The 24516-nt window shown below is 73.0% G+C and carries 21 protein-coding genes; 9 read left to right on the top strand and 12 right to left on the bottom strand.

All coding sequences use genetic code 11. The features are described 5' to 3' along the window. Positions 1 to 70 precede the first annotated feature (70 nt). Together Ae505Ps2_RS11820 and Ae505Ps2_RS11815 are read right to left on the bottom strand one after the other, a co-directional pair. The gene (locus Ae505Ps2_RS11820) at positions 71 to 1030 is read right to left on the bottom strand and encodes a type IV toxin-antitoxin system AbiEi family antitoxin domain-containing protein (RefSeq protein WP_075308247.1); all 960 of its coding nucleotides are present in this window, start codon (positions 1028 to 1030) and stop codon (positions 71 to 73) included. A gap of 156 nt (positions 1031 to 1186) precedes the next feature. Next, positions 1187 to 1816 (bottom strand): DUF4245 domain-containing protein, encoded by a 630-nt coding sequence (locus Ae505Ps2_RS11815; protein ID WP_075308249.1) that lies wholly within the window; start codon positions 1814 to 1816, stop codon positions 1187 to 1189. Positions 1817 to 2384: 568 nt separating this feature from the next. Between Ae505Ps2_RS11815 and glpX the strand changes: the two genes are divergently transcribed. The 4 genes from glpX to Ae505Ps2_RS11795 all read left to right on the top strand — a co-directional run bounded on the left by glpX (position 2385) and on the right by Ae505Ps2_RS11795 (position 7854). After that, a complete protein-coding gene (gene glpX / locus Ae505Ps2_RS11810) occupies positions 2385 to 3431 on the top strand; it encodes a class II fructose-bisphosphatase (RefSeq protein ID WP_020621918.1) in 1047 nt (348 codons plus the stop codon). Between the two features lie 54 nt (positions 3432 to 3485). Next, the gene (locus tag Ae505Ps2_RS11805; RefSeq protein ID WP_075308251.1) at positions 3486 to 4886 is read left to right on the top strand and encodes a class II fumarate hydratase; all 1401 of its coding nucleotides are present in this window, start codon (positions 3486 to 3488) and stop codon (positions 4884 to 4886) included. A 136-nt stretch (positions 4887 to 5022) separates the two neighbouring features. Then, positions 5023 to 6279, top strand: coding sequence for an EAL domain-containing protein (locus tag Ae505Ps2_RS11800; RefSeq protein WP_075308253.1), 1257 nt, complete (start codon positions 5023 to 5025; stop codon positions 6277 to 6279). A gap of 45 nt (positions 6280 to 6324) precedes the next feature. Beyond that, positions 6325 to 7854, top strand: a complete 1530-nt coding sequence (locus Ae505Ps2_RS11795) for an ATP-dependent DNA ligase (protein WP_075308255.1) — start codon at positions 6325 to 6327, stop codon at positions 7852 to 7854. Here the strand turns inward: Ae505Ps2_RS11795 and Ae505Ps2_RS11790 are convergent. The 5 genes from Ae505Ps2_RS11790 to Ae505Ps2_RS11770 all read right to left on the bottom strand — a co-directional run bounded on the left by Ae505Ps2_RS11790 (position 7785) and on the right by Ae505Ps2_RS11770 (position 13953). Beyond that, entirely contained in the window at positions 7785 to 8561 is a 777-nt protein-coding gene (locus Ae505Ps2_RS11790) for a UTRA domain-containing protein (protein ID WP_170917036.1), read from the bottom strand. The two genes, Ae505Ps2_RS11795 and Ae505Ps2_RS11790, sit on opposite strands and share 70 nt — an antisense overlap. A gap of 71 nt (positions 8562 to 8632) precedes the next feature. After that, a complete protein-coding gene (locus Ae505Ps2_RS11785) occupies positions 8633 to 11767 on the bottom strand; it encodes a DUF87 domain-containing protein (RefSeq protein WP_075553618.1) in 3135 nt (1044 codons plus the stop codon). Further along, positions 11764 to 12360: a hypothetical protein gene (locus Ae505Ps2_RS11780; RefSeq protein ID WP_249265257.1), complete on the bottom strand. Its 597-nt coding sequence runs from the start codon at positions 12358 to 12360 to the stop codon at positions 11764 to 11766. Before Ae505Ps2_RS11780 ends, Ae505Ps2_RS11785 begins: the two co-directional genes overlap by 4 nt. A 25-nt stretch (positions 12361 to 12385) precedes the next feature. Next, entirely contained in the window at positions 12386 to 13450 is a 1065-nt protein-coding gene (locus tag Ae505Ps2_RS11775) for a hypothetical protein (protein ID WP_075308263.1), read from the bottom strand. Further along, positions 13447 to 13953, bottom strand: a complete 507-nt coding sequence (locus Ae505Ps2_RS11770) for a DUF4365 domain-containing protein (RefSeq protein WP_075308265.1) — start codon at positions 13951 to 13953, stop codon at positions 13447 to 13449. The genes Ae505Ps2_RS11775 and Ae505Ps2_RS11770 overlap by 4 nt, the downstream gene beginning before the upstream one ends. A 115-nt stretch (positions 13954 to 14068) precedes the next feature. On the opposite strand from Ae505Ps2_RS11770, the gene Ae505Ps2_RS11765 reads away from it, so the two are divergent. Together Ae505Ps2_RS11765 and Ae505Ps2_RS11760 are read left to right on the top strand one after the other, a co-directional pair. Next, positions 14069 to 15514 carry a GuaB1 family IMP dehydrogenase-related protein gene (locus Ae505Ps2_RS11765; RefSeq protein WP_075308267.1) on the top strand — a complete coding sequence of 482 codons (1446 nt, stop codon included), beginning with the start codon at positions 14069 to 14071 and terminating at the stop codon, positions 15512 to 15514. Between the two features lie 43 nt (positions 15515 to 15557). Continuing rightward, the gene (locus Ae505Ps2_RS11760; RefSeq protein WP_020624480.1) at positions 15558 to 16382 is read left to right on the top strand and encodes a class II aldolase/adducin family protein; all 825 of its coding nucleotides are present in this window, start codon (positions 15558 to 15560) and stop codon (positions 16380 to 16382) included. 51 nt (positions 16383 to 16433) lie between these two features. Here the strand turns inward: Ae505Ps2_RS11760 and Ae505Ps2_RS11755 are convergent, their stop codons facing one another. Together Ae505Ps2_RS11755 and Ae505Ps2_RS11750 are read right to left on the bottom strand one after the other, a co-directional pair. Continuing rightward, a complete protein-coding gene (locus Ae505Ps2_RS11755; RefSeq protein ID WP_043278933.1) occupies positions 16434 to 17714 on the bottom strand; it encodes a PhoH family protein in 1281 nt (426 codons plus the stop codon). Positions 17715 to 18168: 454 nt separating this feature from the next. Then, on the bottom strand, positions 18169 to 19422 hold the full coding sequence (locus tag Ae505Ps2_RS11750; RefSeq protein WP_075312364.1) for a hypothetical protein: 1254 nt from the start codon (positions 19420 to 19422) through the stop codon (positions 18169 to 18171). 310 nt (positions 19423 to 19732) lie between these two features. Here Ae505Ps2_RS11750 and Ae505Ps2_RS11745 point away from each other — a divergent pair, with 310 nt between their 5' ends. Next, complete coding sequence (locus Ae505Ps2_RS11745) at positions 19733 to 20119, top strand: hypothetical protein (protein WP_020624483.1); 387 nt, start codon at positions 19733 to 19735, stop codon at positions 20117 to 20119. 554 nt (positions 20120 to 20673) lie between these two features. Here Ae505Ps2_RS11745 and Ae505Ps2_RS11740 read toward each other — a convergent pair. After that, complete coding sequence (locus tag Ae505Ps2_RS11740; protein WP_075312368.1) at positions 20674 to 21444, bottom strand: isoprenyl transferase; 771 nt, start codon at positions 21442 to 21444, stop codon at positions 20674 to 20676. 116 nt (positions 21445 to 21560) lie between these two features. Between Ae505Ps2_RS11740 and Ae505Ps2_RS11735 the strand changes: the two genes are divergently transcribed. Further along, positions 21561 to 22187, top strand: coding sequence for a hemolysin III family protein (locus Ae505Ps2_RS11735; RefSeq protein ID WP_075554216.1), 627 nt, complete (start codon positions 21561 to 21563; stop codon positions 22185 to 22187). A 24-nt stretch (positions 22188 to 22211) separates the two neighbouring features. Here the strand turns inward: Ae505Ps2_RS11735 and Ae505Ps2_RS11730 are convergent, their stop codons facing one another. Beyond that, positions 22212 to 22505: a hypothetical protein gene (locus Ae505Ps2_RS11730; RefSeq protein WP_139318813.1), complete on the bottom strand. Its 294-nt coding sequence runs from the start codon at positions 22503 to 22505 to the stop codon at positions 22212 to 22214. Between the two features lie 90 nt (positions 22506 to 22595). Beyond that, on the bottom strand, positions 22596 to 23474 hold the full coding sequence (mca, locus tag Ae505Ps2_RS11725) for a mycothiol conjugate amidase Mca (RefSeq protein ID WP_075312374.1): 879 nt from the start codon (positions 23472 to 23474) through the stop codon (positions 22596 to 22598). A gap of 544 nt (positions 23475 to 24018) precedes the next feature. Here mca and greA point away from each other — a divergent pair. Further along, positions 24019 to 24507, top strand: coding sequence for a transcription elongation factor GreA (gene greA / locus Ae505Ps2_RS11720; protein WP_170917035.1), 489 nt, complete (start codon positions 24019 to 24021; stop codon positions 24505 to 24507). The last annotated feature ends 9 nt before the right edge of the window (positions 24508 to 24516 follow it).

The raw sequence follows: 24516 nt of genomic DNA, 5'->3' as shown, positions 1-24516 counted from the left end.
CTCCGACACGGGAACCGGCGTCCGACACGGGTTCCGACCCCGTGTGGGACGCCGCATCCGGTGTGGGAGGTCACCGGGGCTGCAGCCTTGTACGGAGGCGGGTCAGGAGGGCGGTGGGGGCGTCCAGGTCGCGCCAGGTCCACCGGACGACGTGCAGGCCCAGGTCACGGAGCCGGTCCTCGCGGATCTTCTCCTCGGTGATCACCTGACCCGCCGTCCTCCCCGGCGGGAGCAGACGCCCGTACTTCACCTCGCCGTCGAACTCCCCGACGACGGGCGGGCTGCCGTCCCACCAGAAGTCGACGGTCGCGCACCACCGGCCGCCGGCGTCCCGGACCTCGCGCTGCAGGTCGGGGGCCGGGAGCCCGGCCGCGTGGAACAGCACGCGGCTCCGTGACTCGCCGGGGCTCGCGGCGCGCCCGTCGGCGAACCGCGCGACGCGCACCGCGGCCGCCGTCCCCCGCCGACGACGCTCCGGGCGCGCCGCGGTCAGGAGCTCCGCGGTCCGGAGCCCGTACCGCCGGGCCAGACCGTCCGCGACGACGACCGCCTGACCGAACGGCACCGTCCTGGCCACGTCGGCGACGGTGCGGGCGGGCGCGGTCACCAGGATCCCGCGCACCCGCAGCGTCTCCGCGGGATCGAGGGGCACCGCGTGGAGGACGAGGTCGTGTCCCCGGCGAGCCCCGGTCGGCGCCGACCGCGTGACGTGGACGCGGTCCAGCGGCACGTCCCAGATCTCGGTGCCGTGCACGACCGCGGCGGAGACGTGGCTGACGACCGCGGGCGACTCGAGCCGACGCACCACCCCGCGCACGGCGCGCTCGTGCCCGGCGACGAGCTCCTCCCAGCGTTGACCGGGGTCCCCCCGCAGCACCGGCGACCCCGACGGCACGGCACCGCGGTACATCCCGCGGCAGACCCGCACGATCGCCCCCGAGCCGACGGCGTGGCGGATCTCGGCCTCGCTCATCCCCGCGGCGAGCAGCTCCGAGCGCCGCACGGGCGTCGTACCAGGCAGAAGGTCCATGCCCCGACCCTGCCCCGCAACACCCCCACCAACGCCCCCGAACCGAACCCTGTGGACAACTCCCCGCAATGTGGACAACCACGTCCCACAGGGATTCCGGCGTCGCACACGGGATCGGCTCCCCTGTGGGACGCCGGAACCCGTGTAAGACCGGGGTCAGGAACCGGGTGGGAAGACTCGGGCGGTGGTGAGGGCTTCCGCCAGGGTTCGGAACTGGTCCTCCGACGCCGAGCCGGTCACCAGGACCCGGACCTCGGGACGGCCGGGCAGCGTCGCGATCCGGAAGGGCTCGCCGCCCTCGGCGCCGTAGACCTCCCAGGTCAGGCCGCCCGCCTGCACGGTGCCGCGCATCGTCGGGGGTCCGTCGCCGCGGCCCGCGGAGCCGGACTCGGTGGCGAGGACGCCCTCGACCGACCCGTCGGTCTGGACCAGGCTCAGGAAGTCCGCGTCGGGGGTGACGAAGCCGATGCGCACGGCGGTGCCGCCGCCCTCGACCGGGCCCCGATCGGTGGAGTTGGCCCGGAACGGCACGTCCGGCAGCCGCAGCGGGAAGGTCGAGCCGCGGGCGTACTCGGCGATCCGGGCCGGGGCGTCGACGGTGGGTCCCGACGCGGCGTCCTCGGCCGGGCCGCCGGGCGAGAACGAGCACGACCCGCCGACCGAGAAGATCAGCAGCGCGACCGGGACGAGGATCAGGCAGGCCCAGATCAGGTCGCGCACCGACGCGTCGCCGCGGCCGGGCTTGTGCATCGCCTGCGGTCCGGCCTCCGGGATCCGGCGGGTCACCGGCGGTGGCTGCGGCCGTCCGGCCCGGGCCGCACCCGCGGGCGCGGCGGCCGGAGCCGCCCGGGCCGCAGCGAGAGCCGGATCCGAGTCCGCGGCCGGAGCCGGGCCCGCAGCCGCAGCCGGGTCCGCGGCCACAGCCGGGTCCGCGGCCACAGCCGGGTCCGCGGCCGCAGCTGGAGGCGCAGCCGAATCCGGGTCCGAAGCGGGGTGCGCAGCCGGATCCGCAGCCGGGGAAACGGCCGCGGCCGGCTCCCGGACCGGCCCGGCGTCCGCGTCCGGGGCCACCGGACCCGGCGCCGGGTCCGGGGACGCCGGGTCAGGGGACGCCGGGTTCGGGGCAGCCGGGGACCCGCCGGGCCCCGAGGCCTCCGGGCGCTCCGAGGACGGCGTTCCCGGGTCAGGTCGTGCGCTCACGTGTCCATCGTCCCAGGCATGGCGTCGGTCGCTCATCACTGCTCCCCCGGCGCCCCACGTGCGAGGATCGCCGGGCGCCTCCCCGTACGCCGGTCACCACCCGGGCGAGGGGACGTCGCCGACGAGCACGCCGCCCGTGAATGGAGACGTATCCGTGAGCCAGTCCGCCAGCCCCGCCCCCCGCCGTCGTGAGGCGCCCGACCGCAACCTGGCGATGGAGCTGGTCCGGGTCACCGAGGCCGCCGCCATGGCCGCGGGCCGCTGGGTCGGCAAGGGCGACAAGAACGGTGGCGACGGCGCCGCCGTCGACGCCATGCGCCAGCTCATCTCGTCGGTGTCGATGCGCGGTGTCGTCGTCATCGGCGAGGGCGAGAAGGACGAGGCCCCGATGCTGTTCAACGGCGAGGAGGTCGGGAACGGCGAGGGCCCGTTCTGCGACGTCGCCGTCGACCCCATCGACGGCACCACGCTGATGGCCAAGGGCATGCCGAACGCGCTCGCGGTGCTCGCCGTCGCCGAGCGCGACGCGATGTTCGACCCGTCCGCGGTGTTCTACATGGAGAAGATCGCGGTCGGCCCGGACTCGGCCGACGTCATCGACATCACCGCGCCGGTCGCGGAGAACATCCGCCGGGTCGCGCGGGCCAAGGAGACCGACGTCGCCGACGTGACGGTCTGTGTGCTCGACCGTCCGCGGCACGAGCAGATCGTCGCCGAGATCCGCGAGGCCGGCGCCCGGATCTCCTTCATCTCCGACGGCGACGTCGCCGGTGCCATCGCCGCGGCACGTCCCAACTCGGGCGTGGACATGCTCTACGGCGTCGGCGGCACCCCGGAGGGGATCATCACCGCGGCCGCGCTCAAGTGCATGGGCGGCGAGATCCAGGGCCGCCTGTGGCCCACCGACGACGCCGAGCGGGAGAAGGCCCTCGCCGCGGGCCACGACCTCGACAAGGTCCTGACCACCGCCGAGCTCGTGCGCGGCGAGAACGTCTTCTTCTGCGCCACCGGCATCACCGACGGCCCGCTGCTGCGCGGCGTCCACTACCGGGGCGGCGGCGCGACCACCCAGTCGATCGTGATGCGGTCCAAGTCCGGCACGGTGCGGCTGATCGACGGCTACCACCGCCTCACCAAGCTGCGCGAGTTCTCCTCCGTCGACTTCGACGGCGTCGAGGGCGAGGCCCCGCCGCTGCCGTGAGGTTAGGCTCACTTAACACTGCGGGACGGGTCGCGGAGGAGTAGACCTTCGCCCATGAGCGAGGACTTCCGCATCGAGCACGACACCATGGGCGAGGTCCGGGTCCCCGCCGACGCGCTGTGGCGGGCCCAGACCCAGCGCGCGGTGGAGAACTTCCCGATCTCCGGCCGCGGCCTGGAGCGCGCCCAGATCCGCGCGCTCGGCCTGGTCAAGGCGGCCGCGGCCCGGGTGAACGGCGAGCTGGGCGTACTGGACGACGACCGGGCCCGCGCGATCGCCGCGGCCGCCGACGAGGTGGCCGCGGGCGGGCACGACGACCACTTCCCGGTCGACGTCTTCCAGACGGGCTCCGGCACGTCGTCGAACATGAACGCCAACGAGGTGATCGCCTCGCTGGCCGCCCGCGCCGGTACGGACGTGCACCCGAACGACCACGTCAACGCCTCGCAGTCGTCGAACGACGTCTTCCCGACGACCATCCACCTCGCCGCCACCGAGGCGCTGGCGACCGAGGTCGTCCCGGCGCTGGAGCACCTCGAGGCCGCGTTGCGCCGCCGCGCCGCGGACTGGTCGGAGGTCGTGAAGGCCGGCCGCACCCACCTGATGGACGCCGTCCCGATCACCCTCGGCCAGGAGGCGGGTGGCTGGGCCAGCCAGGCCGGCTACGGCGCCGACCGCGTCCGCGACGCACTGCCCCGCCTCGCCGTCCTGCCGATCGGCGGGACCGCGGTCGGCACCGGGCTGAACGCGCCGGACGGGTTCGGCGCCGCCGTCGTCGCGAAGCTGCGCGAGACCACCGGTCTGGAGCAGCTCGCCGAGGCCACCGACCACATCGAGGCCCAGGGCTCGCGTGACGGCCTGGTCGAGGCCTCCGGCGCGCTGCGCACCGTCGCCGTGTCGCTCTACAAGATCGCCAACGACCTGCGCTGGCTGTCGTCCGGACCGCGGACCGGGCTGGCCGAGATCCACCTGCCGGACCTGCAGCCGGGCAGCTCGATCATGCCGGGCAAGGTCAACCCGGTGATCTGCGAGGCCACGATGATGGTCTGCGCCCAGGTCATGGGCAACGACGCGTGCGTCGGCTTCTCCGGCAGCCAGGGCAACCTGGAGCTGAACGTGATGATGCCGGTGATGGCGCGCAACGTGCTGGAGTCCGCACGACTGATCGCGAACGTGGCGCGGCTGCTCGCCGACAAGGTCGTCGACGGGATGGAGGCCGACCTCGAGCGCACCCGCGAGTACGCCGAGTCCTCGCCGTCGATCGTCACCCCGCTGAACTCGAAGATCGGCTACGAGGAGGCGGCGGCCATCGCGAAGCAGGCACTGAAGGAGCGACGGACCATCCGCGAGGTCGTGATCGAGCGCGGGCACGTGGCGAACGGGACGCTCACCGAGGCCGAGCTGGACCGCGCGCTGGACGTGCTGGCGATGACCCGCGGCGAAAAGCGCTCCTGACCCCGGCTGCGCCCGGTCACCGGCCGGGCGCACCGGGTCAGTCCACCCGCTGTTCATCTCCGGTCCCCGTTCGGTCCACATCGACGTGACACTGTGTGAGCACCAGTCGATCACTTTCACTCGAACGGACCGCACCATGGCCGACCAGCGCTTCGCGTACGTCCCCGTGCACGATCTGCGCACCGGTCGCGTCGCCGGGGTCGAGGTGGTGCCGCGCCGGCAGCACGACGCGGTGGCCGTCGTGGCCCGCGACCGCGGCTGGGACGCCCGCCGGATCGCCGAGCTCGACGCGGGTACCGCGGTCTCGGCGGTCGCGTCGGCCCGCGCGCACGGCGGCACGGTCCCGATCCAGGTCGATGTCGCCGCGGACACCGTCCTGCACGCGCGGGAGCGGCTGCGCGGCATGCTGGGCGACGCCACCGACCCGGTGGCCCCGCTGCTGGAGGTGGGGCCGCCGATCGCCGCCGCGGCGCCGGCCGAGCACCTCGTCCCGGCACTGGCCGAGCTGCGGCGGTGGGGATTCCGGATCGGGCTCGACGGGGCCGGGCGCGCGTTCGGGCCCGAGGTGGTGGCCGCCGTCCGGCCGGACGTGGTGAAGCTGGAGCCCGACCTCTGCGGCGGGGTGCTCGACGCGGGCACGGGTGCCGCCGTCCGCGCGGTGCTCGAGGTGTCCCGCACGGCCGGGGCGCCGGTCGCCGCGACCGGGGTCCACGACGCGGGCCGGCTGGTCGGGTTGTTCGTGACCGGCGTCGCCCTCGCCCAGGGCCCGCTGCTGGGCGGGGCGCGCGCCGTCCCCGAGGCCGACCCGGCGACCCGTGCGGAGCTGCTCGGCCTGCTGAGCGCGGTGCCGCAGCCGTTCACGCCCGGGTCCGCGCCGCCCGGGGTCACACCGCCCGGGATCACACCGTCGGTCCCCGAGCGGCCCGCGACACCCCGGCCGGCCGGTCCCCCGGTGCGCGGGCTCGCCGTCCCGGCCGTGACCCTGCCCGACGACGCCGTCGGCGACACCGCCCGCGAGGTGCTGCGCGCCCGCCCCGAGTCGGCCGGGATCGTCCTGGTCGACCGGGCGCACCGGCCGGTCGGCTACCTCGACCGCAGCCGCGTCCTGCTCCAGCTGGCAGGCAGGTTCGGCCACGCGCTATGGGCCGAGAAGCCGGCGGCCGAGCTGGCGGACCCGCCGCGGACCGTCGACGAGCGGACCCCGCTGCACCGCGCGATGGAGATCGGTCTGGCCGGCGACCCGGCCCGCGGCTACGACGACCTGGTCGTCGTCGCACCGGACGGCACCTGCCGCGGGGTCGTCCCGGTCGCCGAGCTGTGGCGCCGCGCGATCCTGCCGCCCGCGGGCGGCCCGCGTCCCGCACCGGCACCGCAGGTCGTGCGCACCGCCTGACCCGACGACGCGCGGAGTGTCGGGGGTCGCTGCTTCACTGGCCCGGTGCTGTTCACCGACGTCGTCACCACCTCGGCCGCGGTCGGGGCGACCCGCGCGCGGAAGGAGAAGACCGCCGCGCTCGCCGGGCTGCTGCGCGCCGCCGCGCCGGTCGAGGTCGTGCCGGTCGTCGCGTGGCTGTCCGGAGTGCCCCGGCAGGGCCGGATCGGCACCGGCTGGCGGACCCTGTCGGGCGTCGACGTGCCGGCCGCGGCGGGGCCGTCGCTGACGGTGGAGCGGGTCGACGCAGTCCTCGACGAGCTGGCCGGCACCGCGGGGGCGGGCTCGGCGGCCCGGCGCCGTGAGCTGCTCACCGAGCTGTACGGCGCCGCCACCGCCGAGGAGCAGCGGTTCCTGCACCGCCTCCTCACCGGCGAGCTGCGTCAGGGCGCGCTGGAGGGGCTGATGGTCGACGCCGTCGCCGCCGCGGCCGAGGTGCCGGCGGCGTCGGTGCGGCGGGCGTTCATGCTGTCCGGGCGGCTCCCCGAGACGGCGGCGACCGCGCTGACCGGCGGTGAGGAGGCACTCGCCGGGGTGGCGCTGGAGGTGGGCAGGCCGGTCCGGCCGATGCTCGCCTCCCCCGGTGACTCGCTCGACGCCGCGCTGGCCGGGCTCGGCGCCGACGTGACCGTCGAGCACAAGCTCGACGGCGCCCGCATCCAGGTGCACCGCCACGGCGACGAGGTGCGGGTGTGGACCCGGACGCTGCGCGAGATCACCGCTCGCGTGCCCGAGATGGTGGATCTGGTCCGTGGGCTGCCGTGTGACACCGCGGTGCTCGACGGCGAGACCCTCGCCCTCGACGACGACGGCCGCCCCCGCCCGTTCCAGGACACGATGAGCCGGTTCGGGACCGAGGAGTCCGGCGGCGAGGTGATGCTGTCGCCGTTCTTCTTCGACCTGCTCCACCTCGACGGCCGCGATCTCGTCGACGAGCCCACCGAGGTGCGGCTCGACGCGCTCGCCGGGCTGCTGGCCGCCGACGTCCACGCCGCGCTGCGGATGCCGGGGGTCCGGCGGCCGTCGCCGGAGCAGGCGGCCGCGGTCCTCGAGGAAGCGCTGACGGCGGGGCACGAGGGCGTCGTCGTGAAGGACCTGGCCGCGCCGTACGCGGCCGGTCGGCGCGGCAAGGCCTGGCAGAAGGTGAAGCCGGTGCACACCCTGGACCTGGTGGTGCTGGGCGCCGAGTGGGGCTACGGGCGGCGCACCGGGTCGCTGTCGAACATCCATCTCGGCGCCCGCGACCCGGACGGCGGGGAGCCGGTGATGGTCGGCAAGACGTTCAAGGGCATGACCGACGAGCTGCTGGCCTGGCAGACAGCGACCTTCCCCGACTACGAGACGTCCCGGGAGCCGGGGGTGGTGCACCTGCGCCCGGAGCTGGTCGTGGAGATCGCGCTCGACGGCGCGCAGCGCAGCACCCGCTACCCGGGCGGTGTGGCGCTGCGCTTCGCCCGGGTGCTGCGCTACCGGCCGGACAAGACCCCGGCCGAGGCCGACTCCCTCGACGCGGTGCGGGCGCTGCTGTCCGACTGAGCCGACCCGGCGCCGTCGCGGGCCGCGGTCACCGTCCCGGTCGGGTCGGCACGCAGCACACTGACGGCGAGGACCCGACCGTCGCCGCCGGTCAGGGTGCGTTCGGCGCCCAGCAGCGGGGCCCCGGCGGCGACACCGAGCAGCGCCGCGGAGTCCGGGTCGGCGGGCACCGGGCCGGAGCGGGTGTCCGCCCACACCGGGTGCAGCCCTGCCTCGGTCAGCTGCTGGTCGAAGGGGCCGGTCCCGGGCACTGCGAGCAGCCGCGCCGCGGCCGTGGTCGTCACGTAGTGGGTCTCCAGCACCGCGCCGCCGCCGGCCGTCGCCGAGACGCACTCGGTGCGCAGGCACGGCGCCCCGACCGGCACACCGAGCCACTCGGCGAGCACGTCGGGCGCGGCGATCCCGGTGCGCTCCAGCCAGCGCGGGAGGCGGGTGCCCGTGCCCGTGACGGCGGCCCGTCCGGGGTAGTGCGGGCGGGCGACGATCCGGTACCCGGTTGGCCCCGGCCGCAGCAGCCCCTCCTCGCCCAGCAGACCCAGGGCGGCCCGGACGACGGCGCGCGGCACGGCGTGGCGCACCATCAGCTCGTCCTCGCCGGGCAGCAGGCCCCCGGGGCGCCCGCCCCCGGCCACCGCGATGCGCAGGAGGTCACGGAGCCGGCGCACGTCTGCGGCACGCACACGAGGGTTCGGCGACGGCATCGGCATGTACCCGACGGTAGGACGGCGTCGTTTCCCCACCATTGACGCCGGGTCACACACAGATGACGGCCGCTTCGTCAGTCCGTCCGTCCCTCCGCGGCCCGGCGGACGACCTCGTCCTCCTCCGGCGGGCTGGGAGGGTGATGGCTCAGGCACTGCGGTGAGCGCATCAGGTCGAAGGGCCGCCCCTCGGTGGCGAGGTAGAACTGCCCGGTGCCCAGACGCGAGATCTCGTTGACCGTGCCCCCCTTGTCGCGGGCCAGGCTCTTGGCGGCGGAGATCTGCGCGGCGGAGTTGAGGAAGCCATAGAACTGGGTGGCCGCGTTGCCCGACACCTGGTTGTGCAGGCCCTTTGGTGCCTGAGTCGCGAAGATGAGCCCCAGCCCGTACTTGCGGGCCTGGGAGGCGAGGGCGATGGTGCTGGCGGTGCAGGCCGTGTGCGCTCCCGAGGAGGCGTAGTTCTGGGCTTCGTCCATGACGAGCAACCCGCCCAGGGGACGCTCTCCCGCCGGGTTCGCCTTGATCCAGGAGAACAGCGCCATCTGCAGTTGGTTGACGAACGCCTGGCGCTGCTCCGGCACCGGCAGCCCGACGAAGCTGATCACCGAGATCCGAGCCCGGCGCCCCGGCGGCGGGGTCAGCAGGACACCAGGATCCAGCGGCTCGCCCGTCTCACGGAGCAACGGGTCGTTGATCCGTGCCGCACGCAGTGCCTCCGACATCTCCTCGGCCAGCTTGACGCCGGTGCGCAGTGTGGTCAGGTCCTCCGGCAGCTCCGCCAACAGCTCGACGAGCCCGCCGAGCGAGGTCCCTCCCTGTTCCACGAAGTAGGTCAGCACTTCGCGCAGCACGGCTTTGCCCTGGGCGAGTTTGCGGCCGCTCAGTCCGGTATGCGGTTCGAGACTGGACACGGCTGAGTCGACGGCCATGCGGAACTCGTCCTCGTCATCGCTCACCGCCGCGAAGTCGGGAAGCGGACGAAGTGTGAGCGGGCGTCCACGGCTCCGTCCCGGAGTCCAGATGACGACCTCGGTCCCGTCCAGGTACGTCTCCGACCGTTCCTGGTCACCTGGCAACCAGTGGACCGGCGGTCGGGGCCACGGGTCCCCCAGCCGACACAGGTCGTTGTTGATGTCCAGGACGATCGAGGAGACGCCCTGCAGCGCGCATTCTTCGACCAGGCGCCGCAGCAGCACGGTCTTGCCCGACCCTGATCCCGCGAAGACAGCCGTGTGTTTGCGGAGGGCCTCGACCGGGATCGCGACCGGCAGCCCGTCCGCCCCTGTCCCGATGAGTGCGCGAGGTCGGGGGTCGGTCTCGTCGGCGTCCGGTTGCTGGGCATGTGGGGCGGGGACGGCTTCGGACCCGGCCGATGCGTCGTGTACTCCGCCGGGCTCCACAGCGGGAGCACCTGGTCCGGGCAGGAATCTACGGAAGAGCTCGACGGACTCCGCCGGTCGCCGGGTCAGCAGCCAGTCTCTCCACCCGGGAGCGGCACGGCGACGCATCGCCTCGAGCGCGGTGAGGGTCCGGATGTCGGCCTCCCCGAGCGGGACTGCGACACCGCCCTGGGCCTCCAGCCGCTCGACGGTCTCCGCCGTGATCCGGCCACGTGGCCAGTCGCGGTTCCGGAGCAGCACCAGAGCCCGTCGCTGCGCCCCGCCGGCAACTCCGGCTTCCGTGCGGGCTGCCGTGATCCGGCTCTGGACCGCGCGCGCATTGGAGTGCGCGATGGCCCGAAAGGTGTAGTGCACCTCGTTCTCGGTGCTGTCGTCGAGGGTGTGCCGGAGCCGGGCATGCACCGGAGGGCGACGGGCACGGACCGTGTCGACGCTGAAGGCGTTGCCGCCGTCACCCATCTCGACGATGTAGGCCTGGAGCCCTGCCGCGAGCAGGCGCTGCATCAGCTCGTCCTCCTGCTCGGGGTCGAACGGCGCCGACACGTCGGCAGCCGCCCGTAGCTTCTCGAACTCTGCGTCGAGCCCGTTCAGCCGTTCAGGATCGGCGGCGACCGCGGGCAACGCCGTGCGGGAGACATCCTGCAGATCGGACAGCTCGCTGACTCGGCCGGCTTCCAGGCAGGCTCGGACGTGTTCCTCCACCGTTCGCAGCAGGCGCCGTGGTGTGTAGGCACCGATGCCGTCGAACGCCTCAGGTCGCACCGGCCAGGTCGGGTACGGCGGAACGTGGCCTGCCTCGGCGTAGAGGCCTCCGAGGTGCTCGGCGACGATTGCACGGGCCACCTCGTCGTCAGGCATGACGCCCTGCAGGGTCAGGACCCGGAAGCGGTCCTTGGCCGACTCGACCGCACCGGCGGTGAGCAGCGTCCAGGAGGTCGGCAGGCAGGCGACAACGGTCAGGGTGCACCGGGTGAGTTCCCGCAGCTCCATCAGACCGTCCGCGACGTTGCCCACCGTCTGCGCGGCCGTGGTCTGCGGAGCTCGTGCATCGTCGAATGCGGTGGACGCAGAATGGCTGATCAGCGGGTCGATCTGGTCGACGGCAAACACCGACGGGCCGGTCAGGGCGAGTAACCGGGACAGGTCGCGCAGCACCAGCTTCCGTGACCGGGCAGGGGCGGGCCGGAAGCCCCACTCCTCGCGCGCGGCCTCCTCGACGTCCCCGTCGTTGCTCAGGTAACCGTTGCCGACCTCGTGCACCTCTGGCCGGTCGGCCCGGAAGAGGACGAGTGCACGCAACGTGTCCTGGCAGTCGTTCCAGACCTGGGCGTCGAGCCGGCGCAGGCCGGCGAGCAGGGAGTCGAGATCCGCGCGTGCCACGAGAATCGTCCCTGCGATTCGCGACACCTCGACGGGTGGAAGGCCGCACGCCGTCGCGAGCCGCTGCAGCAGCGGTGACAGTTGGTCCACCGATCCCGCCTGGAACCCGTCCAGGATGCCGTGGACAGCGTTGCGCCAGAAGTCGTCCCCCTCCATCAGCCGGAGCAGGAAGAAGTAGCCATCGATCTCCTGGACCCGCTGCCGCAGCCAGCGCAGCAGGTGGGTCTTCCCGACACCACGTTCGCCCTGCAGGACGATGCCCACTGGGCTGGCCCGTCGTGCGGCGCTCTTGGGAACCGCGGCCCACAGCGCGCGAGCCGCCGGTGCGTGCAGGCCCTCGACGTGCTGTTCGACGGGACTCCAGATGTCCTCCGCCGTCATCGCAGAGCTGAACTGCACTGCTTCGAGGGCGGCGAGGTCGTCGCCGATCATCCGTTCTCGATCATGATCATGTGGCGCGGTTCTCCGGCGACGGTGACGGCAGCCTCGTGATCCGCCGCGGTCAGTGCTTTCGTGTTGGGTTCCGACTGCAGGTGGACGCCGGGTGAGACGGCCAGGTCGGTGAGCGCGGCGTCGACATCACCCCGGGACAGATCGGCGAGTTCCTTGCGCAGCCGCGACAGGCCGACCCAGCCTCCGGGTTCCGTGAGTCGGGCCACGGCGTCACGGATGCGTGCCTGCGGGTCGGGTCGGTAAGGAAACAGCTCCGACAACGGGATACCGGTCCGCTCGATGCCGTGCAGGATCGCGTAGAGCGCGCCGCCGAGATACCCCGCACGATCCGGGCGCGTGGCGCCGAGTTCCTGCGTGCACCAGGCGGTGCCGGCGTCGCTGATCTCGTGGACGAACCCCCGGCCGACCTTCCTCGAGTCGACGAGACCGTGTTCGTTGAGGCGACGACGGGGTTCACCGTCGAGCCTCACGCCACCTGCCTCCTGGAGCTGGGCGTTGGTCAGCTCCCGCCCCTCGGCGAGCAGCGTGAGGAGCACCGCTCGCTCCCGCTGGTTCAAATCCACCCTGGTCACGTACATCCTCCGATTCCGCAATGTGTCACGACGCGCCCCCGCTGTTGTCGACCATCAGCTCGATCCGGCCGTCTCTGGTGGTCAGCTCACCGCGAACCTGGACCGGTCGGGACCGGTCGTAGCGGCGCACGACGCGCTCATAGGTGGACTGGTCCGGGAACCGGACCCAGATCGTGCGGCCCCGCCGGGCACCGTGCGCCGGTGCGACCTCTCCCGACAGTCGCGCTCGCCACCGGTCGTCCGATCCCGGCTCGTCGTGCAGACCGTCCACCATGCCCGCGGCCGTCGCCGGACCGCTGACTCCCGACCTGGACAGCCGTCTCATCCCTTTTCTGAGCCCCTCGCCCGCTCCGGCCGCGAAGCCGACCTTCTCGACTCGCGCGGATGCAACGGGCCGGTCCTGCTCCGGTGTCCGTATCGCCCACCGGAAGCTGAACTCGAAAGCGTCGTCGTCCTCCCCCGCCAGCCTCGCGAGAGCCGAGCAACACTCCAGGGAGACGCCCTGTAGGGCCACGTCCTCGAACGAGGCGCCGCGGTTTCCCACTGTCTCGGCCAGCGCACGGGCCGCGTTACGCACCTGCAGCGACACGGCCCGATGGCTGGACCTGTCGGGGCGTTCCCGAGTGTCGAAGAACAAGGAGAACCCGGGCAGGTCCCGTGGTCCGGGACCGAGATCGACCGCATCGAGGAGATCACGGACCGGTCGGGGCTCCCCCTTCGGGAATCGCAGGTGCGGACCCTCGGAGACGGCCCGAGCCGACTCCCGGACGAAGCTGCGCAGCCCCTGGAGCGCGGATGCGCCCTCGGATATCGTCAGTGTGCTTTTCCGGCGGACGGTGATCTCGTCGACGGTGGGATGACGCAGTGCGCGTCGTACGTCATCGACAAGGCGCCCCTCGGCCCGTGCCACGGTCCGGAGCAGCTCCGACACCCGCTGCGGGAAGTCCCCGACCCCGGAGGACCCTGGCAACAGCACTTCCAGACCATCGAGGGCCCAGATGCCGGCTCCCCTCCATGCCAGCCCGGTGTCGGTCCATCCGGTTCCACGCAGGTAGTCGGCGAGCTGGTCGACACTCGGATCGTCGGTCACCGTGCGACCACCGGGTCCAGCTCGACGAGTCGACGGAGCGAATCGGGGGTCAGAACGTTGGCCAGCGGCAACCGGACCGTGGTTCCGGCCCTACCCTGCTCGTCGGCGAAGAGTGTCCGGTCGCGGAGCGACGTCACATACCCGATCGTCCGAAGCAGCAGCCCTGAGGTGAACATGTCCGAGAACCGGTCCGTGTCACGAGGGACGACGACCACGACCAGGTAACGCGCCACCTGGAACCGGTCCCCGGCCAACCGGTTGAAGCTCTTGCGGTCGAGACCCCTGAAGGTCAGGCAACCGGCCCCCCACGACGGCGACGCCGTGGTCTTGATCTGCATCTCGACCGCGCGGGCGAACCCGGGGCCGGGAGCCGGCATGCGCACACCGAGATCGATGCCGTCCCGATCGAGCTCGTCCTTGTAGACGGTGAGCCCGGCGGCGGCGGCAAGCACGCGTACGTACGCTTCGCCGAAAGAACCACGGTGATTGTTCGGGTCGAGCATCCGCGCCTTTCTCGGACGCCGATCACCCGCCGGCGCGGGGCGAACCCTATGAGTGACCGATCAACCTCCGCGAGAGCCGGTCGGGTGTATCGAGGAGGCGTACAGTCTCGATACCGTGCGCTTCCTCGACGACCGCCGGCCCGAGCACGACCTGACCTACGACGACGTCTTCCTCGTCCCACGCCGTTCCACCGTGACGTCCCGCTTCGACGTGGACCTCACCGCCCCGGACCGTTCCGGGGCCACGGTGCCCGTGGTGGCGGCGAACATGACCGCCGTCGCCGGACGTCGGATGGCCGAGACGCTCGCCCGGCGCGGCGCGCTGACCGTGCTCCCGCAGGACGTGGCGACCGATGCCGTCGCCGAGATCGTGTCCTGGATCAAGTCCCGGCACCCGGTGTGGGACACCCCGCTGGTGCTGCGCACCTCCGACGCGGTCGCCGACGCGCTGAACCTGCTGCCCAAGCGGGCCCACGACGCCGTCGTGGTCGTCGACGACGGCGGCCGCCCGGTCGGCACCGTGTCCGAGGCGCACTGCGCCGGGGTGGACCGCTTCACCCGCCTCGCCGACGTCCTCGATCCGGACCCGCTGGCGCTGCCGCTGGGCACCGAGCCGCGCGAGGTGTTCGAGCAGCTCGACACCCGCCGCAAGGCCGTCGCGCTCGGCCTCGACGGCGACGGCCGCCTCGCCGGCCTGCACACCCCGCTCGGCGCGATCCGCGCCGGGATCTACTCCCCCGCCCTCGACGGCGCCGGCCGGCTGCGCACCGCGGCCGCGATCGGCATCAACGGCGACGTCGCGGTGAAGGCGAAGGCCCTGCTCGACGCCGGGGTGGACGTGCTCGTCGTCGACACCGCGCACGGCCACCAGGAGAAGATGGCCGACGCGCTCGGCGCGGTCCGCCGTGTGGTCGACGAGGCCGGGGCCACGGTCCCGGTCGCCGCCGGCAACGTGGTCACCGCCGAGGGTGTCGCCGACCTGGTCGAGGCGGGCGCCGACATCGTCAAGGTCGGAGTCGGCCCCGGCGCGATGTGCACGACCCGGATGATGACCGGCGTGGGGCGCCCACAGTTCTCCGCGGTCGCCGAGTGCGCCGCCGCGGCCCGCGAGCGCGGCGCCGTGATCTGGGCCGACGGCGGGGTGCGCCACCCGCGCGACGTGGCACTCGCCCTGGCCGCCGGCGCGGCGTCGGTGATGATCGGCTCCTGGCTGGCGGGCACCTACGAGTCCCCCGGAGACCTGCTGCGCGACGAGCACGGCCGCGCGTACAAGGAGTCGTTCGGGATGGCGTCCAAGCGCGCGGTCAGCGCACGCACCCGGGGCGACAACGCGTTCGACCGGGCCCGCAAGGCGCTGTTCGAGGAGGGCATCTCGTCCTCGCGTCAGCGGCTGGACCCGGACCGCCCCGGTGTGGAGGACGTGCTCGACGAGATCTGCTCGGGCGTCCGCTCCGCGTGCACCTACGCCGGCGCCCGCTCGGTCGACGAGCTGCACGAGCGTTCCGTCGTCGGGGTGCAGACCACCGCCGGGTTCACCGAGGGCACCCCGCACGGCCTCTGAGCCACCCCTTGACCCGGCGCGTGATCCGGCGCACGGTCGGGTCATGGCCGCCCCCACGCAGGACACCACCACCAGCAGCTCCGGTACCGCCGCCCTCGGCGGCGGCGGTACCGGCGGTCTGCCGGTCCCACCGACGTTCGCCACCTCCGCCGAGGAGCGCCTGCACCGCAAGCAGCAGCTCGCGGGGGCGTTCCGGATCTTCGGCCGCTTCGGCTTCGGCGAGGGCGTCGCCGGGCACATCACCGTGCGCGACCCGGAGGACCCGGACATGTTCTGGGTCAACCCGTTCGGCATGAGCTTCCGGCACATCCGGGTCTCGGACCTGATCATGGTCGACCACCACGGCACGGTCCGGCACGGGAACCGCCCGGTGAACCAGGCCGGGTTCGTCATCCACTCGGCCGTCCACGAGGCGCACCCGCACGTCGTCGCGGCCGCGCACGCCCACTCGGTGTACGGCAAGGCGTGGTCGTCGCTGGGCCGGCCGCTGGACCCCATCACCCAGGACGCCTGCGCCCTCTACGAGAACCACGGCGTCGTCCACGAGGGTGCCGGCGCGGTCGTGCTCGACCCGGAGGCGGGCCGGGCCCTGGCCCGCGGTCTGACCGGCCGGCGGATGGTCTTCCACCAGAACCACGGGATCTTCTCCGTCGGCGAGACGGTCGCCGAGGCCGCCTGGTGGTTCATCTCGACCGAGCGCAACTGCCAGGCCCAGCTGCTGGCCGAGGCCGCGGGGACGCCGACGCTCGTCGACCACGCCAACGCGCGGTTCACCGCCGAGCAGACCGGCACGCCCTACGCCGGCTGGTTCTCCTACCAGCCGCTGTGGGACGAGGTCGTGCGTACCGACCCGGACCTGTTCGACTGAGACACACCACGGCCCCCGTCGGCGGCTGCCGACGGGGGCCGTGTGCCGTCGTCAGGAGTTGGGTCCCTCCAGCATCTCGGTGACCAGCGCGGCGATCGGCGAGCGCTCACTGCGGGTCAGCGTGACGTGCGCGAACAGCGGGTGGCCCTTCAGCTTCTCGATGACGGCGTTGACGCCGTCGTGCCGTCCGACGCGGAGGTTGTCGCGCTGCGCGACGTCGTGGGTGAGCACGACGCGCGACGCCGTCCCGAGCCGGGACAGCACCGTGAGCAGCACGTTGCGCTCCAGCGACTGCGCCTCGTCGACGATCACGAACGTGTCGTGCAGCGACCGGCCGCGGATGTGGGTCAGCGGCAGGACCTCCAGCAGGCCGCGGGCGATGACCTCGTCGATCACGTCCTGGCTGACCATCGCCCCCAGGGTGTCGAAGACGGCCTGCGCCCAGGGCTGCATCTTCTCGACCTCGCTGCCCGGGAGGTAGCCGAGATCCTGTCCGCCGACGGCGTAGAGCGGCCGGAAGACCACGATCTTGCGGTGCTGCCGTCGCTCCAGCACCGCCTCCAGGCCCGCGCACAACGCGAGCGCCGACTTGCCCGTCCCGGCGCGTCCGCCGAGGGACACGATCCCGACCTCGTTGTCCAGCAGCAGGTCCAGCGCGATCCGCTGCTCGGCGGAACGGCCGTGCAGCCCGAACGCCTCCCGGTCCCCGCGCACCAGCTTGACCCGCTTGTCCGCGGTGACCCGCCCGAGCGCGTTCGACGCCCCGATCAGCCGCAACCCCGTGTTGCAGGGCAGGTCGCGGGCCTCATCGTGATCGATGACGCCGTCGCGGAACAGCGCGTCGACGTCCTCCGCGGTCACCTCCAGGTCGGTCATGCCGGTCCAGCCCGAGAACAGCACGTCCTGGCCGTGGTACTCATCGGCGTCCAGACCGACCGCGGCGGCCTTGACCCGCAACGGCATGTCCTTGGTGACCAGCGTGACGTCCGGCGGCACGGACGGGTCCGCCTTCAGGTTCAGCGCACAGGCCAGGATCCGCGAGTCGTTGGAGTCGGTGCGGAACCCGGCCGGCAGGACCGTGGGGTCGGAGTGGTTCAGCTCGACGTGCAGCGTGCCGCCGGACTCGCCGATCGGCACGGGTGCGTCGAGACGGCCGTACCTGACGCGCAGCTCGTCGAGCTGGCGCAGCGCGGTCCGGGCGAACCAGCCCAGTTCGGGGTGGTGACGCTTGGCCTCCAGCTCACTGATGACGACGAGCGGCAGGACGACCTGGTGCTCGTCGAAGCGCTGCAGCGACCACGGGTCGGACAGCAGCACGGACGTGTCAAGCACGTAGCAGCGGGTGGTACCTGCCGGTGCGTCCCCGACGGACCCCTGCGGTGCGGAGGTCGGGTCGGTGAGGGCGGGACGACGATCGGTCACGGGTGCTCCCTCGCAGGCGCGGCACCGCACCTGCTCTGCGTCGGGCCGGCCGGCCCTGGTGCGGGCCGCGACGACGCGGAGGGACCATGGCGGTCCTCCGGCCGGCACGCCCGCGAGGGCCGGGTGCCGGCCCTCTCGGGTGCGTGTGACACCACTCCAGGGCCTCCCGAACGGGCCGCATCGGGTACAGCCCGTCGACATGGACGCTACTAGTGGTCACCCTCGTGCGGTCAATAGCAACGCTCCGTCGGATCGCGACGTTGACCCCTGATGGAACAGTCGTAACGTGCCGTTCATCGTGTGATCGGTACCGTCCGGCGTCAAGTCGGGTAGAGACACCTCGTTCGGCTGCGAGCCGTTCGGCTCAGTCAGGGACCGGCGTACGGAGCAATCCGACCGCTGCCGAGGGTAGTCCGCCGCGATCCGGACCGCGTCCGCTGCCACCGTCGGTGACCAGATCCGACGGCAGGACCGGGGTGTCGAGCAGGGCCGCCAGCGCGGCGGCCGGACCGTCCGGGGCCGCGGCGAGCCGGGCGCGCACGAGCGGGCCGCCCTCGGCGTAGGTGACCGGGTAGGTGCGCCACTGGGGATGGTCGAGGAAGTCGAGCATCCGCCGCGCCCGGTCGTCGTCGACCAGCAGCCATCGGGACAGGTGGGCGAGCACCGCGTCGGGGCCGGCGCCGTCGACGTGGCGCATGAGGGCGGCGTCGAGCCGGACCCGGCCGAGCAGGTCCAGCTCCCGTTCGATCCGCTCGGCGGCCGGGCCGTCGAGGCGCACGCCGACGCCCGCGAGGACGCGTTCGGCGACCGGGCCCCAGCCGGGGCCGGGCACCACGTCGACGGCGGCCTCCGCCGCACCCTCCGCGACGAGCCCCTGCGGGCTGTGGACCAGTCGCAGCGCCAGCTCCGGGTGCCGCGCCGACGCGATCTCGACCCGGCAGTACTGCAGGTGGTGGCCGGGGTAGACCTCGTGGGCGAGCAACGGCAGCAGCGACCCGGCGCGCACCCGGCCGGTCGTCGCGACCGAGACCCGGCTGTGCAGCCCGCCGCGGTAGCGGGTGAACGCCGTCCAGGGACGCGCGCCGACGAGGCCGACGTCGGCGTGCTCGCCGGCCGGGAGCCCCAGCGTGTCGCGGGTGCGGCCGCGCAGCTCCGCGACGACGGCGGCGACCGCGTCGGCCAGCCGGTCGGCGGGGACGACGTCGGCGGCCCGGTGGTCCCGCATCCGGGCGGCCAGCGGACCGCGCCCGGGCAGCACCGCCGCCAGCCTGCGGTGCGCCTCGTGCAGTTCGTCCAGCTCGCTACGACGCGGGACCACCCCGAACAGGTCGCGGACCTGCTCGAGGTAGCCGATGTCGTCGCCGGCGAGCAGCCGGGCCCGGCACCGCAGCGCGACCAGCAGCGCCTCCAGGTACCGGCGACGGTCGGCCGGGAGTCCCGCGGCCGCGACCTCCGCACGCAGCCGTCCGGCCGTGACGACCAGGGCCGCCGGGTCCTGGAGCGGCTCCGCGGCCACCCGCCGGGCGATCGACGGGTACGGCGGCGGCCCGTCCAGCACCCCCGGCCGCAGCCGGTCCAGCCGCGACGCGAGCTCCGCCGTCGCGTGCAGCAGGTCCACCCCCGGAGCGTAGGCGGCCCGGAACCGAACGACCGCGAGGGCGGCCGGTGACGCGTCCGTTCGGACGTATCCGGCCACGCAGGGTGCACGATCCGCGGACGGCGACGGCTCGGACGCGCGGGGCCAGAACAACCTATTTGGGGAGTATCGGAACCGTCAGTGAAAGTGTACCTCGATTGGGTCACGAGATTTGTTTCGTCGGAATAACACCGGTAGCTTTTCAGGTAGTCGGTACGGGCTCCCCCTCGTCAGCGTGCCGGCACGCGTGAGACCGGCTTCGGGCGGACTCGAGACTCAACAGGAGAAAACTGTGCTGAAGAAGGCTGGAATCGTGGTTGCGGCCTCCGCCGCGTCCCTGCTCGCCCTGTCCCCGCTCGCCTTCGCCGGCGACAAGGACGGCGACCACGGCCACAAGGGCGGCCACCACGGTGCCGAGAACGTCATCGACAAGGACGCCAAGGGCCTCATCGCCGGCCTGAACGGCAACAACCTCAACGTGCCGATCCAGGCCTGCAACAACAACATCCCGGTCAACGTGCTGGGCGTGCAGGTCCCGGTCGAGGACGCCTCCGCCCTCAACGGCCTCACCGGTGCCCTGGGCATCCTGGGCGACGCCAAGGCGAAGTCCGGCGACTCGGTCACCGACCAGTCCGACAACTGCGGCCAGGAGGCCGGCGCCGGCGACTCGATCGGCTGATCTCCTCGCAGATCTGAGAATGCCCCGGAGCTTCTGCTCCGGGGCATTCTCGTGTGTCACCCCGGGCACCCGCCGGAGTGACCGAAATTCCGCCGGGTCACCGTTCACCGCGTCCGCGCGGCCGTGTTCACCCCGTCGTGTCGACGCCACCGATACCGATCTGATTCACCAGTGACGTGATCACGCTCCGTACTCGGGCCGGCGGCCTCGCCGGCCGCCCTCCTCCCGGACACGTTCCAGAGCGCACGACGGTGCCGGACACCGGGCCACGCACACCGGACACCGGACACCGGACACCGGACACGATCACCGGTTGTGGAGCGGAGCGTCCGCAACGCGAACGTCGGACTCCACAACCGGTGATCATGCAGCCCGACAGGTGGAGCCAGCCGAGCCGGAGCAGGACGGCGCGCTGAGCCCGCTCGCGTTCGCGGGTGAGCACGGTGGCGACGCCTACATCGACGACAGCAGCACCAAGGCCGAGGCCTCGACCGTCGGGGGCTCCGAGAGAGCCATGACGAGTGAGTCGACCGGGAGCCACGGTCGATCCGAGTTCATCCGCCGAAACGTCGGTGTCGCGCGCCGAAGTCGCGCAGGGCGCGCAGGAAATCGACGCGGCGGAACTCGGGCCAGTAGGCCTCGCAGAACCAGAACTCCGAATGGGCCGACTGCCACAGCAGGAACCCCGACAGACGTTGCTCACCGCTGGTCCGGATGACGAGGTCCGGGTCAGGCTGACCGGAGGTGTAGAGGTGCTCCGCGATGTGGTCGACGTCGAGCGACTCCGCGAGCTCCTCGATCGTCCGTCCCGCCTCCGCCTGGGTCAGCAGCATCTTGCGGACGGCGTCCGCGATCTCCTGCCGGCCGCCGTAGCCGACGGCGACGTTCAGCTGGATGCCCCCGCGGTCGCTGGTACGGGCGACCGCCGCGGTCAGCCGGTCGGCCAGGCTGCTCGGCAACAGCTCCATCGCGCCGACCACCCGCAGCCGCCACGGCGTGTCCGGACCGGAGAGGTCGTCGACGACCCCGGCGATGATCTCCAGGAGGTCCTTGAGCTCCTCCGGGGAGCGGGTGTCCAGGTTGTCGGTGGACAGCAGGAACACCGTGACGACCTCGACGCCGGCCTCCGAGCACCAGCCGAGCATCTCCGCGATCTTGGCCGCGCCGGCGCGGTGCCCCTCCGCGGGGTCGACCAGGCCGGCCTCCCGCGCCCAGCGGCGGTTGCCGTCGAGGATGAGCGCCACGTGCCTGGGCCGCTCGGTCCCGGCGATCTGACGCAGGATCCTGCGCTCGTACACCGTGTAGAGCAGGTCTCGGAGGGCCACGTACACGGAGCCTAGTCCCGCGTGTGGCGTTCGTCCGCCGGACGGGACCCCCGCCGTCTCGACCCGTAACCTCGGGGCGCGTGAGCATCGCCCCGTCCGTCCCGCTCAAGCCCCGTATGCGGGGCTGGTTGCACCTGTGGAGCCTCGTCGGTTCCGTCTTCGCGTGCGCCGCACTGATCAGCGTCGCGGGGGCGCTCGTCGGGACCTCCGCGGCCGTGGCCACGGCCGTCTACACGCTGACCACGTTCGGCCTGTTCGGGATCAACGCGCTGTACCACCGGCACACCTGGGCCGACCCGGCCCGGCGACGGCTGATGAAGCGCCTCGACCACTCGATGATCTTCCTGTTCATCGCGGGCACCTACACGCCGGTCTCGGTGCTGGCGCTCCCCGCGGCCACCGCCACCTGGGTGCTCGCCGTCGTCTGGGGCGGGGCACTCGCCGGGGTCGCACTCAAGCTCGCCTGGCCGACCGCGCCGGCCTGGGTGGGAGTGCCGATCTACATCGCGCTCGGGTGGGTCGCGGTGTTCGTGCTGCCCGGGCTGCTGGCCGGAGGCGGGGTCGCCGCACTCGTCCTGCTGCTCGCCGGCGGGGCGCTCTACACCGTCGGCGCGGTCATGTACGCGCTACGACGGCCCGACCCGTGGCCCGCGACGTTCGGCTACCACGAGTTCTTCCACACCGCGACGGTCCTGGCCTGGGCCTGCCACCACGTCGCGATCTGGCTGGTCCTGCTGCGCTGACCCGCGCTCCCGCGGGTCGGCGACTCAGGAGCGGGCCGTTCCGGGCTCGCCCCGGTCGGTCGCGGCCGGGTCGGATCCGCCCTCGGCGGTCCCCTCGCCGTCGAAGGACTCCGGGAGGCGGGTGATGCGCTTGCTCATGTTGCGGATGAGGAAGACCGTCGCGAGCAGCAGGAGCAGCACGATCGCCAGCCCGGCCGGCGCCGCGTTGCCGAACTCCGGCAGCTGCCCGGGCGGCGGGGGACGGTCCTGCATCGGGACGAGCAGGCCCGTCACGACCTGGTTCACCACAGCCGTCACGTTCTCGACCTGCACCGCCACGCGCCTCCGTACTCCGGTTCCCGGGTCACCGGCACCGTCCCGGAGCTGCGGGACGGTCCGGTGGCCAGGCTACCCGCGGGGCCCGCGCCGTCAGCCGGCGCGGCGGCGCTCCCCGCCGACCTCGACGGGGATGCCGGCGAACAGGTCGTCCTCCGGGATCTCGGTGTCGACCAGGGAGTGGACCAGCTCGTAGTCCTCGGTGGGCCAGACCCGGGCCTGCACCTCGAGCGGGGTGAAGAAGAACCTGCTGTTCGGGTCGATCTGGGTGGCGTGCGCGCGCAACGCGTCGTCCCGCCGGCCGAACCAGTCCGAGCACGGGACCCTGGTGGTCACCCGGGTGCCGGGGTCGGGCCGGTCGCTGGTCCAGTTCTCCAGCCACTCCGCGTACGGCGACTCCTGGCCGGACTCGACGATCGCGTTGTGGAAGGCCTCCAGCCGGGCCTTGGAGAAGCCGTGGCCGTAGTAGAGCTTCAGCGGCTGCCACGGGGCGCCCGCCTCCGGGAAACGCGCCGGGTCGCCGGCGGCCTCCCACGCGGCCATCGAGATCACGTGGGTGCGGATGTGGTCCGGGTGCGGGTAGCCGCCGTTCTCGTCGTAGGTGACGAGGACGTGCGGGCGGAACTCACGGATGACCTTCACCAGTGCCGCGGTCTGCTCCTCGACGTCACCCAGGGCGAAGCAGCCCTCGGGCAGCGGGGGCTTCGGGTCGCCCTCGGGCAGGCCGGAGTCGACGAAGCCGAGCCAGACGTGCTGCACGCCGAGGATCTCGGCGGCGCGGGCCATCTCGTCCCTGCGGACCGCGGTCATGTTCTCCAGGACGTCCGGCCGTTCCATCGCGGGGTTCAGGATGCTGCCCCGCTCGCCACCGGTGCAGGTCACGACCATGACCTGGTGCCCCTCGTCGACGTACCGGGCGGTGGTCGCCGCGCCCTTCGAGGACTCGTCGTCGGGGTGGGCGTGCACCGTCATCAGCCGGGGACGCTCGCCGGGCGCCGGCAGCTGGACCGGGCGCGGGGCGGACGGGGTGTACTGCGTAGCCATCGGGGCGGGTTCCTCCACGGTCACCGGACTCGGGTCCCGCGCCGGTGGTCTGCCGGCGGCGGGCGGCGAGGCGTGCTCAGGGACGATCCTGGCAGAGAGGGCCGACAGGAACCGCGCCGAGCACGGGCACCGGCATCCGCAACGCCGTCGCCGGCGCCATCTGTTCCCGCCGGTGGACCGGTCTGCGACGGGCGGTTGCCGCCGGCGGGGACGGTACGGCTGCCCTGCCGTCGTCGACCCCACTACCTGCGAATACTTCTCCCGCGGGAACTTTCCGGGACCCGCACCCGTTCACCGAAAGGCTGCGACGAGCGGCACGCTCCGTGGTAAGGTGAGCCCCACACGACCCGCAGGCGGGTCGTGTTTTTCCTTACTCGGGGCGTGCTGCTCGGAGCCGCCACCCCCGTGTGCCCGCCGGGCGCCAGGCGTCCCGGCGGCGACACGTCCTGCTTTCCTGGAGGAGTTGATGACGGTGACGGACACCCAGGCCACCTGGCTGACCCAGGACGCCTACGACCGGCTGAAGGCCGAGCTGGACGGGTTGATCGAGAACCGGCCCGTCATCGCCGCGGAGATCAATGCCCGCCGCGAGGAGGGTGACCTGAAGGAGAACGGCGGCTACCACGCCGCCCGCGAGGAGCAGGGCCAGCAGGAGGCCCGGATCCGTCAGCTGCAGGAGCTGCTGCGCACCGCCCAGGTCGGCACCGCGCCGTCCAGCTCCGACGAGGCCTCCCCCGGCACCGTGCTCGAGATCCGCTACGAGGACGACGACGAGGCCGAGCGGGTCCTGCTCGGCTCCCGCGAGGAGGGCAGCCACGGCGACCTGCAGGTCATCTCGCCGCACTCCCCGCTCGGCGCGGCGCTGCTCGGTGCGAAGCCGGGTGACACCCGCGAGTACCAGCTGCCCGACGGCGGGACCATGAAGGTGACGCTGGTGTCGGTGGAGGCCTTCACCGGCTGATCCACACCC

This window comes from Pseudonocardia sp. Ae505_Ps2, from assembly GCF_001932425.1.
Classification (GTDB): domain Bacteria; phylum Actinomycetota; class Actinomycetes; order Mycobacteriales; family Pseudonocardiaceae; genus Pseudonocardia.
The sequence above is the reverse complement of the archived record's forward strand: the minus strand, read 5'-3'. Positions and strand labels throughout refer to the sequence as shown.